This is a genomic window from Paenibacillus stellifer, from assembly GCF_000758685.1.
GTDB lineage: Bacteria > Bacillota > Bacilli > Paenibacillales > Paenibacillaceae > Paenibacillus_AQ > Paenibacillus_AQ stellifer.
The window spans coordinates 3,550,483-3,566,975 of record NZ_CP009286.1 but is presented as its reverse complement, the minus strand read 5'-3'; the positions used below and the strand labels follow the sequence as shown (position 1 = coordinate 3,566,975).

At 55.3% G+C, this 16,493-nt stretch carries 12 protein-coding genes; 11 read left to right on the top strand and 1 reads right to left on the bottom strand.

Annotated features, from left to right (window positions below; all coding sequences use genetic code 11):
* Positions 1–229: 229 nt before the first annotated feature.
* The 3 genes from purT to PSTEL_RS16480 all read left to right on the top strand — a co-directional run bounded on the left by purT (position 230) and on the right by PSTEL_RS16480 (position 2,612).
* Positions 230–1,426 carry a formate-dependent phosphoribosylglycinamide formyltransferase gene (purT, locus tag PSTEL_RS16490; protein ID WP_038696956.1) on the top strand — a complete coding sequence of 399 codons (1,197 nt, stop codon included), beginning with the start codon at positions 230–232 and terminating at the stop codon, positions 1,424–1,426.
* The gene (locus PSTEL_RS16485; protein ID WP_038696954.1) at positions 1,416–1,877 is read left to right on the top strand and encodes a GNAT family N-acetyltransferase; all 462 of its coding nucleotides are present in this window, start codon (positions 1,416–1,418) and stop codon (positions 1,875–1,877) included. Before purT ends, PSTEL_RS16485 begins: the two co-directional genes overlap by 11 nt.
* Positions 1,878–2,237: 360 nt before the next feature.
* A complete protein-coding gene (locus PSTEL_RS16480) occupies positions 2,238–2,612 on the top strand; it encodes a NifB/NifX family molybdenum-iron cluster-binding protein (protein ID WP_038696953.1) in 375 nt (124 codons plus the stop codon).
* 133 nt (positions 2,613–2,745) lie between these two features.
* Here PSTEL_RS16480 and PSTEL_RS16475 read toward each other — a convergent pair whose 3' ends face one another.
* Positions 2,746–3,165 carry a VOC family protein gene (locus PSTEL_RS16475; protein WP_038696951.1) on the bottom strand — a complete coding sequence of 140 codons (420 nt, stop codon included), beginning with the start codon at positions 3,163–3,165 and terminating at the stop codon, positions 2,746–2,748.
* 287 nt (positions 3,166–3,452) lie between these two features.
* Here PSTEL_RS16475 and PSTEL_RS16470 point away from each other — a divergent pair, with 287 nt between their 5' ends.
* The 8 genes from PSTEL_RS16470 (at position 3,453) to PSTEL_RS16435 (ending at position 16,457) form a co-directional block, all read left to right on the top strand.
* Positions 3,453–5,432, top strand: a complete 1,980-nt coding sequence (locus PSTEL_RS16470) for a WG repeat-containing protein (protein ID WP_038696949.1) — start codon at positions 3,453–3,455, stop codon at positions 5,430–5,432.
* Between the two features lie 178 nt (positions 5,433–5,610).
* Positions 5,611–6,390, top strand: a complete 780-nt coding sequence (locus PSTEL_RS16465; protein ID WP_038696947.1) for a CAP domain-containing protein — start codon at positions 5,611–5,613, stop codon at positions 6,388–6,390.
* 256 nt (positions 6,391–6,646) lie between these two features.
* Entirely contained in the window at positions 6,647–7,651 is a 1,005-nt protein-coding gene (locus PSTEL_RS16460) for a GDSL-type esterase/lipase family protein (protein ID WP_038696945.1), read from the top strand.
* 18 nt (positions 7,652–7,669) lie between these two features.
* On the top strand, positions 7,670–8,668 hold the full coding sequence (locus tag PSTEL_RS16455; protein WP_052098580.1) for an ABC transporter ATP-binding protein: 999 nt from the start codon (positions 7,670–7,672) through the stop codon (positions 8,666–8,668).
* The gene (locus PSTEL_RS16450; RefSeq protein WP_038696943.1) at positions 8,661–9,650 is read left to right on the top strand and encodes an ABC transporter permease; all 990 of its coding nucleotides are present in this window, start codon (positions 8,661–8,663) and stop codon (positions 9,648–9,650) included. Before PSTEL_RS16455 ends, PSTEL_RS16450 begins: the two co-directional genes overlap by 8 nt.
* Before the next feature lie 63 nt (positions 9,651–9,713).
* Positions 9,714–11,696 carry a DNA topoisomerase IV subunit B gene (gene parE / locus PSTEL_RS16445; protein WP_038696941.1) on the top strand — a complete coding sequence of 661 codons (1,983 nt, stop codon included), beginning with the start codon at positions 9,714–9,716 and terminating at the stop codon, positions 11,694–11,696.
* Between the two features lie 270 nt (positions 11,697–11,966).
* A complete protein-coding gene (gene gyrA, locus PSTEL_RS16440; protein ID WP_038696939.1) occupies positions 11,967–14,408 on the top strand; it encodes a DNA gyrase subunit A in 2,442 nt (813 codons plus the stop codon).
* 222 nt (positions 14,409–14,630) lie between these two features.
* Entirely contained in the window at positions 14,631–16,457 is a 1,827-nt protein-coding gene (locus PSTEL_RS16435; protein WP_038696937.1) for an APC family permease, read from the top strand.
* The last annotated feature ends 36 nt before the right edge of the window (positions 16,458–16,493 follow it).

The following is a 16,493-nucleotide window of genomic DNA, read 5'->3' as shown; positions in this document are numbered from 1 at the left end:
GCCGTCAGGCGTTTATCCTTGGTAAAATTTTCTTCAAAACCCCAGCCGCCTGACAAGGAACATATTGTATTGTGAAGTTTGCGGGAAAATGTCGAAAGAAGTCTTGCAATCTGCCGCGTCTTGGAAGAAAATAAAGAAAGCCTGAAAATTTGCAAAAACATGATCCGGCATTTGCACACAAGCTGCAACACATGCCGCAAACATTTGCCGAAAGAGGTTGGATACCGAAATGTGGGGATCTCCCTATTCTGCTCAGAGCCGCAAGCTGATGCTGCTGGGCAGCGGAGAGTTGGGCAAGGAAGTAATTATTGAAGCACAGCGGCTTGGCGTGGAGACGATTGCCGTCGACCGCTACAAGGACGCTCCCGCGATGGGAGTCGCTCACAGGTCATATGTGCTCGATATGCTGGACGGAGAGGCGCTGAAATCGCTGATCCGCTCCGAGAAGCCCGATGTTGTCGTACCGGAGATTGAAGCAATCGCGACGGACGCTCTTTTGGAGCTGGAAGAAGAAGGACTGTACGTGGTGCCGACGGCCCGGGCAGCCAAGCTGACCATGGACCGGGAAGGCATCCGGCGGCTTGCCGCCGAGAAGCTGGGTCTGCCTACGGCGGACTACCGCTTCGCGGACAATCTGGACGAGCTGAAGAGAGCCGTCGCCGAGCTGGGAACGCCCTGCGTGGTTAAGCCGATCATGAGCTCGTCCGGCAAGGGCCAGAGCATCTGCCGGACGCCCGGCGACGCCGAAGGCTGCTGGGAGACGGCGCTGGAAGGCGCGCGCGCCAAGGGAACCAGAGTTATCGTGGAGGCTTTCGTAACGTTCGAGAGCGAGATCACTCTGCTTACGGTCCGGTCTTCATCAGGGACTGTGTTCTGCCCGCCGATTGGTCATATTCAGAAGGATGGCGATTACGTGGAGTCCTGGCAGCCGCATGCCATGAGCGCGGAGGTGCTTGCTGGCGCCCAGCATATCGCCCGCCTCGTGACCGATGAGCTTGGAGGCTACGGCATATTCGGTGTCGAGCTGTTCTTGACGAAGGAAGGCGTGCTGTTCAGCGAGGTAAGTCCAAGGCCGCATGATACCGGCATGGTGACGATGGCAACACAGGATTTGTCCGAGTTTGCTCTGCATGTCAGAGCGGTGCTCGGATTTCCGGTCGAACCGGTGACACTGCTGTCTCCGGGAGCGTCTGCGACGCTGAAGGCCGAACGAAATGCTGGCGGAAGGGCTTTTGCCGTAACCGGCCTGGAGCAAGCGCTGCGGCTTCCCCGCACGCAGGTCAGGGTATTCGGTAAACCGGAGGTGCGTCCGGGACGGCGTATGGCCGTCGCGCTCAGCGCGGCGGATCATGTTGATCAAGCGCGGGAGACAGCCAAACTGGCGGCCTCACTGCTAAAAGTGGAGGTATGCGAAGATGGACAGTAGTATTCAGGCACCGGTTCTTCAAATCCGCAAATACGATATGAATGATTTGGAGACCGTAACAACGCTGCTGAGATCATTTGGTTATCCGACGACCCTCAGCGTGATGAGAGACAGAATGCAGACTGTGGAGAACAGCGACGCTCATTGCACATTGATCGCCGAATTGGACGAGGAAGTCGTCGGCATGATCGAACTGCGTGAAGTGATTTCCTACTGCAAGCAGAAGGATACTGTCGCTGAAATCACTGCCATAATCGTAGCGGAGCAGCTCCGCGGAGAAGGTCTTGGCAGACGTCTTATAACCGCTGGTGAAGAATGGGCGAGAAGCCTCGGCTGCAAGCAGCTGTTTCTGTGCAGCGGCAATCGTGTGGAGCGCGCGCCTGCGCATGCTTTCTACCGCCATCTGGGCTTCGAGCAAAAAGGCTACCGTTTCAGCAAATCGCTCTCGTAGCTTATCCCTGATAATCGCTTAACGCCATCCCTGCTGCCAGCAGGGGTGTTTTTTTATTCAATTGCCACGATAACGCCGCGTATTTGCACAATAATGATATGTAACCCGAACAGAGGTTCTTGAAACGGGCAGCCTTGAGATTTGGCGGGTCTGTTCATTCACAATTTGCTGTTTCTATTTGGCCCGCTGAATGGGGTACGGGTGCTCCTTTGTTATGGGGTCTTTTGCTATAGGGTCTTTTGTCATTGCCCGTCCCTTAATCTTCATGCTAGAATTTTCGCTAACATGCACGAGATTAGATGTCGCGCGGTAAATTGGAAGCTCCTGGCGAAGCGGGCTCCAAGCGAAAGGAGAACAGGAATGGCCTACAAACTGGCGGTGGGAAGCAGCGACGGGGAAGTCGTCGACCAGCATTTTGGCAGAAGCGAGCGTTTTTATATTTATGAGGTGGAAGACACCGGGACCTGGAGTCTGCTGGAGGTTCGGGACAATGTCACGAACCGTGAAGAAGGAGAGCATCATGGCGGAGAGCTGGCACGGACGATTGATCTGCTCCAGGATTGTAGCCGGGTGCTTGTGATGCAGATCGGCCAGGGAGCGCAGCAGTCGCTCAAAAGCCTTGGCATTACCGTATATTCCAGCAGAGGAACGGTTGAGGACGCTCTCGGCAAGCTGATCGCTTTCGAGAGCAAGCGCAGAAATCGCTCGTTTCTGGACCGAAGCCAGGCGGAGTGAGCGTGCGGCAATAACTTAACTTGTGGAGTTGAGCGCGCAGTGGCTATCCAACTGGCAAAAGCGGCGGTCCGTTTCCGGTACAGCCGGAGGCGGACCGCCGTATTTTTTTGAAAAGGCGTAAATTGTTCCGGATTTAAGATGGATCGTAATGACTGAGCTGCCAGCCGATGCCGAACTTGTCATTCACCATACCGTAACACTTGCTCCAGAAGGTCTCCTGCATATCCATAATGATGGTGCCGCCTTCCTTCAGCTTGGCGAAGAAGGATTTCAGTTCCTCCACATCGCTGCTGTTCACAACCAGGCTGATATTATTGCCTTCGATAAAGGAAGAGCCCGGCAGGACATCGGAGAACATGAGCCGCCCGCCTTTGATATCCAGGTAAGTGTGCATGACAAGGTCCTTGGCTTCCTCGGGAAGCGTGAACTTCGGATTCGGCGGGTTGTCACCGAACGTCATGACAGGCTGCTTGTCCACTCCGAAAACTTCCGCATAGAACTCCACAGCCTCGCGGCAATTCCCGTTAAAGTTGATATACGTTTCGATGGCCACTGTTATTCCTCCTTGAGTAAGGGATGGATTGGGGATTTCCCCATTTCATTCTAATATAAGCCCATACGCTTTCCCAGTCTTGACAGTAACCCTGGAGCCTAAACGCGTATGAGGATTCTAATAAAATGTAATCGCATACAAGCGAAGCCGCTTTCGCCTTAGCGAGGACTGCTGCCTTGGAGCGGTTTTTTGGCATTTTCGGCTCCTGGATGAACTTTCCTCACCAAGCCCACGCCTCTCTCATATTCTATAGGCAAATGCCTTAAGAAATCAGGAGGAAGAACCGGATGCTCAAAATCAGCTTGGATGATCTTCGGCCGGGAGGACGCAGGAAGCCTGCCGCTCCCGAGGTGAGAAAGTGGGATGGCCAGGGCTGGGCAGTCAGCGTTCCCCAGCCGGAATGGAATGAACGTAATGGAGAGGGAGCCTGCGTCTTGCTGCCCGCGGAGCCGGGCTGGTACCGGATCGATATCACCAGCGGCAGCCCGTTTGCGGAATCTGGATTATCGGATGAGGAAACGCAGGCATTTCATGAAGGCGGACTCGCCGAGCCGCGCGCGGCTATGCCGCATCCCGCTCCGTTCCGTCTCGCGGAAGGAACGCTGTGGGGGTATATCGCCGACAACGGACGGACGGTTATTGAGCCGCATTACGAATATGCGGAGGAGTTTCAGCCGAACGGCCTGGCCGTCGTCCAGCGAAACGGTCTGGCCGGATTGATCGACCACACCGGAAGGGAGACGGTAAAGCCGTCATTCAATTATATCGGGAACTTCTCGGAGGGCAGTGCGCCGGCGAGCGACAGCAAGGGCTATCTGTTGATCAACGAGAAGGGCAAGCCGCTGACCGGACGGCGATATGAATATTTGAACGGCTTGAAGGATGGGCGCGCCCTGTTCTCCAGACAGATTACGGAAGGTAAAACGAGATACGGCTATTTGGACCGGGAGGGCCGGGAGGCGATTTCTCCCGTGTATGAAGACGCGAATGAATTCAGCGGTTGCCGGGCGCTTGTTAAACTGCAGGATAATGAGTTTGCCCTGATCGACACGGAAGGAACGGTCCTGCATACGTACCATTTTCCCTATGTAGGGACTCCCGGGGATGGGCTGCTTCCTTATCAAGAGACGGAGAACGGGCGCTACGGCTATATCCGGGAGGATGGCAGTCCGGCGATCGCGCCCCAGTTCACTTCGGCGCTTCCTTTCTTCGAAGGAAGGGCGGTAGTCAATACCGCCGAGAATTTCGAGAATGGATACGGGCTGATTGATGCAAGCGGCCGGTATATCGTCCAGCCGGGCTATGAGCAGATCGAGCAGCTGGGCGAGAACGTGATTGCGCTTGGCGTGCCGCTTGATCCGGCCCAGACGTACAGAGGTACTGTATTTTCGATAGCCAACGCGGAGACGGGAGCGGTATTGAATGCCCATCCCCTGCGAGGCGTGGACCGATACAGCCAGGGGTTCGCCTCCGTCTACGACGAGCATGAAACGTACATGATCGATAAGACCGGCAGACGCGCACCGGGTATGCCGGTCGTGCCCGGAACAGGGAACCTGAGTTTCAGCGGCCGGCTCATCCGCGCGAATGTAGACCAGCGCACTTCTTATTACAACCGGGATGGAGTGCTGGTATGCAGTGAGAATACTCTTATCACGCTTCGTCCCCCGTATGCCGTTCAAGAAATCAAATTCAGACCGAATTTTGATTATCTCGTCTATTATCCCGTAGTGAAAGGAATCGCCAATCCTGCCGTCATGGAGAGCGTGAACAAGAGGCTGAAAGAGCTGTCGCTGCCGGATTCAGGGACGCCTGCCGGCGAGCGTACCTCCAGCTACACCGGCGACTTCTCGGTTTCGTTCTTCCGGAAGAACCTGCTGCAGCTGGAGCTGCAGGGCTACAATTACCCCTTTGGTGCTGCGCACGGGATGCCGACGCGCATCTACACGAAGATCGATCTGCGCAGCGGCATATTTTATCAGCTGAAGGATCTCTTCAAGCCGTCCGTTGATTATACGGGAACCCTGAGCGATATAGTGGCCCGTCAAATCAAGACCGACCCGCAGTATTCGTACGTATTTCCTGACGCCTTCAAGGGGATTGCGCCGGACCAGCCGTTCTTTGTGGACGCTGATGCGCTCTACCTGTATTTTAACCCCTATGACATTGCTCCTTATGCGGCCGGCTTTCCGACCTTCCGCATTCCGTTCGCGCAAATCATGGGTCTCATCAATACCGATGGAGCATTCTGGCGCTCGTTTCACTGACGTTAAGCTCTTCATCTCAGGCATAAAGCCTGCAATCTCCTCTTCAAGCCTGGCAGAAATTAACGTCTCCCGCAGCATGCGTAATATGTTACAATGACCAAGGAACATGTTACAAAAATGTAATCATTGCCTCGAACATCATGGCTTCGATAGACATCACGAAAAGGGAGATGGCAAAATGAACAGCAAAACGGTCAAGGCATTAATCAGCGGAAGCGTGGCGGCGGTACTGGCTCTCGGCATATCCTTGCCCTCGCAGGCAGATGCGGCTTCGGCGCAGACCTCATATAACGGAACCATTACGTACGACCAGATCGTTAATTTTTGGAAAGAATATTACAATCAGAACGGCTCCGGCGCGGTAAAAACAACCGTACCCGTTACCGTTGTATCCCCGGCCAAACCGGCGGCAGGAACATCCGCGGGAACGGGATCGGCAGAATCTGCCGGAAGTACAGGGGCATCGGCGGGCACAGGTTCCCAGACTAAACCTTCGGCTGGAGCAATCACTCCGTCTGCCGGAACGACAACTCCGTCTGCCGGAACGACAACACCGTCCACCGGAACGACAACAGCTGCCTCCGACTCCTCCGCTTATGTGAAGGAAGTCGTATCGCTGGTTAACGCGGAACGCGCCAAGGCGGGGCTTGCGCCTCTTAAGGCTCTGGACAGCCTGAACAAGGTGGCTGCCGCCAAAGCGACGGATATGCGGAGCAACAACTATTTCTCCCATACCTCGCCGACCTACGGTTCGCCGTTTGATATGATGAAATCCTTCGGTGTCAACTTCGGCTATGCAGGCGAGAATATCGCCATGGGCCAGAAGACGCCGCAGGAAGTGATGACTGCCTGGATGAACAGTGCCGGGCATAAGGCCAACATCCTGAGCAAGAACTTTGATTCGATCGGCGTAGGCTTCGACAACAACTATTGGGTACAGGAGTTTACCGGCAACTAAACTTGTGGCTATAAGCCGCTTCGGACATCTTCGGATGGCCGAGGCGGCTTTTTTAATATATAAGACTTATAAGTTGTTGCTTACAATAGGCCTTCTACTTCTCGGTAAACGCATGGTGTCTAAAGTACGCCGTCAGACCTTTATCCTTGATGAGTCGCGTCACTCTAGCAGGGCTGGTTGAGGGGATTTGCAAAATGTACATAGAAGAATTATGTTTAAATACAGCAGAATTTGTGGAAGAAACGGAGGAATCGGCTTGAAGGATTTCAAATGGCAGTGGAGAGGCATCGCCTTTCTGTCCATCGCCGCTACGCTGATGCTCATTTTCGGCTTTATATATGCGGCTAGAGATGTTATTTACCCCGCAGGTTCCTTGTCGTCCGGGACTCTTCCCGAGAGTTCGGCCGCTCCGAACGCGGAGGCTTCGGGCAAGCTTCGGGTCGCGGCGGTCGGAGACTCGCTGGCCAAGGGAACGGGCGACGACAAAGGAGAAGGCTTTGTGTGCCGCGCCGTTGCCGGACTGTCCTCCGGCGGGACGGAGGCCGAGCTTGTAGGCAATTTGGGCATCAACGGGCTGACGACTTCCGGCTTGCAAGCGAAGCTGAAGGAGCAGGGCGTGAAATATGTTCTTGAACAGGCCGATATTATCCTTGTGTCGATCGGCGGCAATGATTTGTTTCAGGGCGCGCAGAGCATGCTGAACGAAGCGTCCGGCAGCGGTGCGGGGGCTGACGGATCTGCCGGGCTAGGCAGCGCGGCTTCCGGTTCCGCAGGCCAGGGATCGGCCGGAACCACGTCCAGTGGCGGCAGCGCTTCCGCCGCGCCGGGCAGCGGAAATGCGGCCAGCTCCAACACGGCCGCCGAGGGCGGAGCTGCAGCTTCCGGCCGCACATCCGCAAGCGAGGTCTTGCAGGACCTCGACCCGGCGAAGATGATGGGAGACATCCCCGCCGCGTCCAAACGGTTGGAGGCGGTGCTGTACGGGATTGAGGCAATTAATCCGAAGGCGAAGATTTACTATATCGGCTTGTATAATCCGTTCGGGGACATCAAGGATATGCTGCAGCCCGGCAACGAAGGGGTTACGGTGTGGAACGCAGCTGCCATGGACATCATTAACCGTCATCCCAATATGACGCTGGTCCCGACTTTCGACCTGTTCGGCGGCCATCTGGACAAGTATTTGTCCAGCGATCATTTTCACCCGAACGGCGACGGCTATCAGCGTATGGCGGACCGGATCGTCCAGGCGGTACGCTGACAGAAGGGAGAGGAAGTCATGAACACAATCAGCAAGGAGAACGTTGGCAAGGAAGACAGCCAGGAGAATATCGTGCTGTCCGTCCAGGGCGTCCGCAAAAAAATCGGACGAAAATGGATCATCGACAACGTAACCTTCGATGTCCGGCAGGGCGAAATCTTCGGCTTCCTGGGTCCGAACGGCGCGGGGAAGACGACCACCATCCGTATGCTGGTCGATTTGATCCGGCCGACCGAAGGCATGATCGCCGTCTGCGGCCATAACGTCAACAAAGAGCCGGAGAAGGCTCTTCAATATGTCGGCTCCATCGTAGAGAATCCCGAAGTGTATTCCTACTTGACGGGCTGGGAGAATCTCCAGCATTTCGCCCGGATGCAGCCTGGCGTGGACGAGGCCCGCATCGAGGAAGTCGTGGCGACGGTCCGGCTGGACCAGCGCATCCACGACAAGGTTCGCACCTACTCGCTCGGCATGCGCCAGCGGCTCGGCATCGCACAGGCGCTACTCGGACGGCCGCACCTGCTCATTCTCGACGAGCCGACGAACGGGCTGGACCCTAAGGGGATTAAAGAGCTGCGGGAATTTATCCGCGAGCTGGCCGACGAGGGCATGGCTGTCTTCGTATCGAGCCATCTGCTCAGCGAAATCCAGCTGCTGTGCGACCGGGTTGCCATCATCAGCAAAGGCCGCGTTCTGGCTGTCGGTGGGGTGCAAGAGCTGGTCTCCCGCAATTCGCCGTATGTGCTGTGGGAGCTGCATCCCTCCGAGGAAGGCGCCACCCTGCTCCGTTCAAGACCTGGCGTAACCATCGCCGACCCCACCGAGCTGGCGCTTGACGACAGCGTCATTGCCAATATGGGCAGCGGAACCATCGTCACAGTTATGGACGAGGATGCGGTGCCGGATACCGTCGTCTCTCTTGTAGCGGCGGGCATTGAGGTTAGGGCTGTGCAAAACATACATCCGACCCTTGAACAGCTATTCCTGAAACTGACGGAGGGTGAGACCATTGATTAGCCTGCTGCCGCTGATTAGGAACGAATGCATGAAAATTATCAAGAAGAAACGTTTTTACGTCATTCTTCTGATTCTGCTCGTTCTTGTACCGATGTTCACCTATGCCCAAATGCGGTCCGCTGAACGGAACCGGGAGAAATTCAGCTCCGACTGGAGACTGGAGCTGCAGCAGCAAATTACCGACAATGAAAATTCGCTCAGTTCAAGCCGCATCCCGGAGGAATGGAAGACGTACCGTCGAATTTTTATACAGCAAATGCAGTATTATCTTGATCATGATGTGAACCCGAACGAGCCGAGCGGCGTAACATTCACGCGGGAGTTTCTGGATAACTCCATCTCCCTGTTCATTCCGCTGCTCATTATGGCCGTCGCGTCCGACATCGTATCCGGGGAGCGGACGACGGGAACGATAAAGATGCTGCTGACCCGTCCGGTGAGAAGGTGGAAGGTGCTGTTCAGCAAGCTTGCGGCTCTGCTGATGTTCGTCTCGCTGATTATTTTGTCCACATTTCTCGTAAGCTACTTGATATCAGGGCTTGCGTTCGGCTACGGAGGCTTTAATGTACCGGTCTTCACCGGGTTTCAATTGCATGGCGATACGGTCGACATGTCGGCTGTTCACTCGGTACCGCAGTGGAAGTACATGCTGATGCAGTGCGGGCTGATCTGGTATGTCAGCGTCGTTGTGGCGCTGCTGGCCTTCATGATCTCCGTTCTGTTCCGCAGCACGGCGGCAAGCATCGTCGTGATGATGGCGGCGCTGATCGCGGGTTCGATTCTGACCAATATGGCCTCGGCCTGGACATCGGCCAAATATCTGTTCATGGTCAATCTGGGTCTGACCAATTATTTGGCGGGTTCGCCGGCTCCGATCGAGGGGATGAATCTTCCGTTTTCGCTGACGGTCCTGGGGATCTGGGGCATCGTATCGGTATTCATTTCATTCGCCGTCTTTACGAAAAGGGATATTTTGAATTAGAATGTACAAAGTAACAAAACATTTGTTTGCATATTGGATAAGAGAAGAGAAGGGGGAACATGAATGTTCGAACAGGTCGATATGTTCGCTGAAGTCACAAAGAACGGCGCAGCAGACCGGACTGGATACGATGCTGACGACATTCAGGTGCTTGAGGGTCTGGTTGCGGTTCGCAAACGGCCCGGCATGTATATCGGCAGCACGAGCTCCTCGGGCCTGCATCATCTGGTCTGGGAAATCGTCGACAATGCCGTGGATGAGCATTTGGCGAAGTTTTGCTCCAAAATTGATATCGTAATGCGCAAAGACGGATCGATTACCGTGACCGACAACGGCCGCGGGATTCCGACCGGTATGCATAAGATGGGCATCCCGACACCACAGGTCGTCTTCACCATGCTTCACGCAGGCGGCAAGTTCGGCGGAGCGGGATACAAGAAATCCGGCGGTCTGCACGGCGTTGGCGCATCCGTTACCAACGCGCTGTCGGAATGGCTCGAGGTTGAAATCTACCGCGAAGGCAAAATTCACCGCCAGCGGTTTGAATATTGGGTTGACGAGGCCGGCAAGGAGCATGTGGGTGAACCCGTCACGGGCCTTGAAATCCTGGGGAATACGAACCGAACCGGCTCGAAGATTACGTTCAAGCCGGATATTCGCGTCTTCCAGAGCGGTATCAATCTGAATTACGATACACTTGCGGAGCGGCTGCAGGAAATCGCATTCCTGAATTCGGGGCTGCGCATTACGCTGACGGACGACCGGAACGGCCGTCAGGACGAGTTCTACTACGAGGGCGGAGCCAGCGAGTTCGTCCGGTTCCTGAATGAAGGCAAGGACGTCCTGCATGACGTCATCCACTTCAGCGCCGAGAAGGACGATATCGAAGTGGAAGTGGCGATTCAATATAACGGCGGCTACACCGAGACGATCGCCTCATTCGTGAACTCGATCCCGACCCGCAGCGGGGGAACGCATGAGACGGGCTTCAAGACGGCCTATACGCGGATTATGAACGAATACGCGCGGCGCACGGGCCTGCTGAAGGAGAAGGACAAGAACCTGGACGGTGGCGATCTTCGCGAAGGCATGATGGCGGTCATCAGCATCAAGATGTCCGAGGTCGAATTCGTCGGTCAGACGAAGGATCAGCTCGGCAGCGCGTCGGCGCGCGGAGCGGTCGATTTCGTCGTCTCGGAGAACATGCAGACCTTCCTGGAAGAGAATCCCCAGGTTGCGCAGAGCCTCCTGAAGAAATCGATTCAGGCCGCGAAGGCGCGGGAAGCGGCCCGCAAGGCGCGCGATGAAATTCGCAGCGGCAAGAAGCGCAGCGAGAGCACGAATCTTGGCGGCAAGCTGTCGCCGGCCCAGTCGAAGGACTTCTCGCGTACGGAGCTCTTCATCGTGGAAGGCGACTCTGCGGGCGGTTCCGCCAAGCAGGGCCGGGATTCGAAGATACAGGCAATTCTTCCTCTGAAGGGCAAGCCGATGAATCCGGAGAAGGCGCGGCTCCCCGAAATCCTCAAGAATGACGAATACCGGGCGATCATTTCGGCGATCGGAGCCGGAATCGGCTCGGATTTCGAAGTGGATGACAGCAATTATTCGAAGATCATCATCATGACCGACGCAGATACCGACGGCGCGCACATTCAGGTGCTGCTGCTGACCTTCTTCTACCGTTATATGAAGCCGCTGATCGACGCGGGCCGGGTCTATATCGCCCAGCCGCCGCTGTATAAGCTGACGCGCAAATCAGGCAAGCTGGAGACGGTTCGATACGCGTGGACGGATGAGCAGCTGCAGAATTACCTGAAGGAGTTCGGCAAGAACTTCGAGCTTCAGCGCTACAAGGGTCTCGGCGAGATGAACCCGGATCAGCTGTGGGAGACGACCATGAATCCGGATACGCGCACGATGCTCCAGGTGCAGATCGAAGACGCCGCGAAGGCGGAGCGCCGCGTGTCTACCCTGATGGGCGACAAGGTTGATCCGCGCAAGCGCTGGATCGTGGAGAACGTCGATTTCACCGAAATCGAGGAGTAGATCCGGGTCGTTCCGGACCCTTTCGATTTACATTTCGGAGTGATGAGAATTTCGGTATTAAGAAATCTTTGGCGATTTGCGGAGAAGCGCGAAGGTTAGGAACTGAAGGAGAGTAATCGTCCGCCTTTGTCCCCGAATATCACCGATTATTAACCAATTCAGGATATTTGGAGACAACAGCGGCCGAAAGTCCAAACCGTCAGCGCTGCGTAGACTAATCGCCAGCTTATTTTGAATAAGGCGACAGTTTGAAGAACAGAAGGTGAATGCATGAGCAGTTTATCCGAACAATTTCTGCCGGCGTTTCTGGAGGAAGTCGTCGGCGACCGCTTTGGGCGGTATTCCAAATATATCATTCAGGACCGGGCCATCCCCGATGTGCGCGACGGGCTGAAGCCCGTGCAGCGCCGAATTCTGTACGCCATGTATGATTCCGGCAACACGCCAGACAAGGCTTACCGGAAGTCGGCGAAGACCGTCGGAGACGTAATGGGCAACTATCATCCCCATGGAGATTCCTCCATCTACGAAGGCATGGTCCGGATGGCGCAGCCTTGGAAAATGGGCCATGTGCTTGTCGACGGTCATGGCAACTGGGGCTCGATGGACGATGATCCCGCCGCAGCGATGCGGTATACCGAGGCGCGTCTGTCGCCGATCGCCATGGAGATGCTCCGCGACATCGAGAAGCGTACGGTGCTCTTCAAGGACAACTTCGATAACTCGGCCAAGGAGCCGGTGGTGCTGCCGTCCCGTTATCCGAATCTGCTGGTGAACGGAACGAGCGGAATTTCGGCCGGCTTCGCCACCGAAATTCCGCCGCATAATCTGCGGGAGACGATCGATGCCTGCATCGCGGTTATGCAGAAGCCGGAGATTGAACTTGAAGAAATCATGACCTTCATCAAAGGTCCGGATTTTCCGACAGGCGGCCTGATCATGGCCGGTGACGGTATTATGGATGCCTACCGAACAGGCAAAGGCCGCATTTATTTGCGCTCCAAGACGGAGATTGAGAATGTCCGTGGCGGCAAGCAGCAAATTATAATTACGGAAATCCCGTTCCAGGTCGTGAAATCCCGTCTCGTTACCGCTATGGAGAACATCCGTCTGGAGAAGAAGGTTGACGGGATAGCCGAAGTGCGCGACGAGAGCGGACGTGAAGGCCTGCGGATCGTCGTTGAACTGAAGAAAGAGGCCGACGCCCAGAGCATCCTTGCCTATCTGCTGAAGAAGACGGACCTTCAGGTGACCTATAACTTCAACATGGTGGCTATCGTCAACAAGGCGCCGCAGCAGCTTGGCCTTAAGGCGATTCTGGAGGCCTACATCGCGCATCAGCGCGAGGTCGTAACGCATCGCACCCAGTTTGATCTGGACCGTGCCGAGGACCGGGCTCATGTGCTGGAGGGTCTGGTTAAGGCGCTCAACATACTGGACGAGGTTATCGCCGCCATCAAGGCGTCGAAGAACCGCCAGGATGCCCAGAACAACCTGGTGTGGATGTTCGGCTTCAGCGAGCGCCAGGCGGATTCCATCCTGACCCTGCAGCTGTACCGGCTGACCAATCTCGAAATCCGGACGCTGGAGAAAGAACTGGAGGAGACGGAGAAGAAGATCGCCTCGCTCCGGTCCATACTCGAGAGCGACAAGAAGCTGGTAAGCGTCATTCGCAAGGAACTGATGGAAATCCGCGACAAGTATGGCATCGAACGCCGTGCCGCCATTCAGGGTGAAGTCGAGGAGATCAAAGTCAGCCTCGAAGCGCTGGTCAATGCCGAGGATGTGCTGGTTACGCTGTCGGCAGAAGGTTATATCAAGCGGACAAGTATGCTGTCTTTCACCCGTTCAGGCGGAGACCGGAAGTCATCCGGTGCGAAGGAAGGCGACTACGTCACGAAGCTGATGGATGTGAATACGCGGGACAGCCTGCTGATTTTTACGCGCAAGGGCCAATATTTCCTGCTCCCGGTCCATCAGATTCCCGACTTCAAATGGAAGGACCCCGGCACTGCAATCGTCAATGTGATCGGCCTGTCCAAAGAAGACGGCATCGCCGACGTTATTCCGGTAAGCGGTCTGGATGAGCCGGGTCTCAGCCTGTTCTTCGTCACCCGCAAAGGTCAGGTCAAGCGTACGGAGCTTAAGGAATACGCAACTAGCCGAAGCGGAGCCGTAGCCGCTTGCAAGGTAGCCCCCGATGACGAAGTGCTCTCAGTTCTGCTGAGCGGGGGAGATCAGGATCTGATGCTGATTACCCGTGAAGGCATGAGTATCCGGTTCCGTGAGAACGAAGTGAACCCGATGGGCCGTGTGGCCGGCGGTGTCAAAGGCATACAGCTGCGCGAAGGCGACGAAGTGGCAGCCTGCTTCCGGGTGTCGGACGATGAGGGTGAGGTATTTGTACTAAGCGATCTCGGCTATGGCAAACGCAGCCTGCTGCTGGATTATATCCCGCAGAGCCGGGGCGGCAAGGGTGTTCAGACCTTTGAATTCAAAGAAGGCAAGCGTGTCAAGCCTAACGGCAGCCGGATCGCAGGCGCATTCTACTGCAAGGAGCCAGTGCCGGTTACCGCAATTACAAAGGACGGACACATATTCGAGCTTACCACGGAGTCCGCGCCGATTGCCGAGCGCAAGTCGATTGGCAAGCTGCTCGTATCGCTGGACAAGAAAGACGAAATTATACAAGTGCACCGTTCGGTCGACTAGGCCGGATCAGAGAAGGCATCGTTCTCCGCTGGCGGAGAGGATGCCTTTTTGATCATTCAGCAAGCATAATATAGATTAGGCAGTTGCTTCGCAGATCCTGAGATGGGGTTATTCTTATTGGATTCGAAACGCAGCCGGTTATAACATAATACGGAAAGTTAGTCAGGGTAGTATTGGGGCAAAATACATATCACTCATTCTCAATTGTCGGAGGTATGGTCTATGCTGTCATCCATCAAACGCTTTCTCATTGGACGTCCGCTCAAATCGAATGAATTAGGGGAACAAAAGCTGACCAAAGCGAAGGCGCTGGCCATTCTCTCTTCGGACGCGCTGTCGTCGGTGGCATATGGTCCGGAGCAGATCCTGATCGTACTGATTACGGTTGGCGCAGCGGCTTTCTGGTATTCCATTCCGATTGCGGTCGGCGTATTGGTGCTGCTGGCAGCTCTGATTTTGTCATATCGGCAAATTATTTTTGCCTATCCGCATGGAGGCGGCGCTTATGTCGTGTCGAAGCAGAACCTGGGGAAATATCCGGGACTCATTGCCGGGGGCTCGCTGCTGGTGGATTATATTCTGACGGTTGCGGTCAGCGTGTCCGCGGGGACCGATGCCATCACCTCGGCATTTCCGAGTCTGCATCCCTATAACGTGCTTATCGCGGTCCTGTTTGTCTGCTTCATTACGACTTTGAACCTGAGAGGGGTAACGGAGTCGGCTTCCATTCTGGCTTATCCGGTATATCTGTTCGTTCTTGCTTTATTTATCATGATCGGGGTAGGCTTGTTCCATATTGTAACCGGGCAGGTGCCTGAAGGGCTGCACACCCCCATCGGGACGCCGGTGGCTGGCATCTCGCTGTTCCTTCTTCTGCGGGCTTTTGCATCGGGCAGTTCGGCTTTGACCGGAGTGGAGGCCATCTCGAACGCCATTCCCAACTTCAAGGACCCGGCTCCGAACAATGCCGCCAAGACGCTTGCCGCCATGGGCATTTTGCTGGCCTGCCTGTTCACGGGAATCGTGTTCCTTGCCTACTATTACGGCATCAGCCCGATGCCAGACGTTACGGTCGTGTCCCAGATCGCCGAAACGACATTCGGCCGGAACGTGATGTACTTCTTCGTTCAGGGAACGACGGCTCTGATCCTGATTCTTGCCGCCAATACCGGTTATTCGGCATTCCCGCTGCTGGCGGTCAATCTGGCCAAGGATAAATTCATTCCGCGCATGTTCACAGTCCGGGGCGACCGGCTGGGGTATTCGAACGGAATCATCATTTTGGGCGTGTTGTCCATTCTGCTGATCATGGCCTTCGAAGGCAAGACTGAGCATTTGATTCCACTGTATGCGGTGGGGGTATTCATTCCTTTTACCTTGTCACAGACCGGCATGATCGTGAAGTGGAACCGTGAGAAGCCGCCCGGCTGGCTCCCGAAATTGATCATCAACTCGACGGGCGCACTGATCAGCTTAATCGTAACGGTGATGTTCTTCCTGACCAAATTTCCACAGGTATGGCCGGTCCTTGTTTTCCTGCCGCTGATTATCTACCTGTTCCACCGGATACGGAAGCATTATGAGGCGGTGGCTGACCAATTGAGACTGAGCACTTGCGAGCCTTCCATCCCCATTGACGGCAATGTGATCATCCTTCCGGTTGCAGGCATCACGCATGTGGTGGAGAATTCTCTGAATTACGCCAAAACGCTGTCGGCGCATCAGATCATTGCTGTATACGTTGCGTTCGAACGCGAGGATGAAGCGGTGTTTGAGGAAAAATGGGCCAAATGGCAGCCGGATGTCCGGCTCGTCACCCTGTATTCGCCATACCGCAGCATCATCCAGCCGCTCGTGAAGTTTATCGACACCGTCCAGCGGAAGGCGAGCGAGTCGAACTTTAAGGTAACGGTCATCATTCCGCAGTTTATTCCACGAAAAGGCTGGCATAATATTCTTCATAACCAGTCGGGTCTCTTGATCCGCACCAATCTGCTCTACCGGCGTAATGTGGTCGTTACGACTGTGCCGTTCCATCTGAAGAAATGATGCCGATTTGTTTATGGGGTTATTTATTTTTTTCCA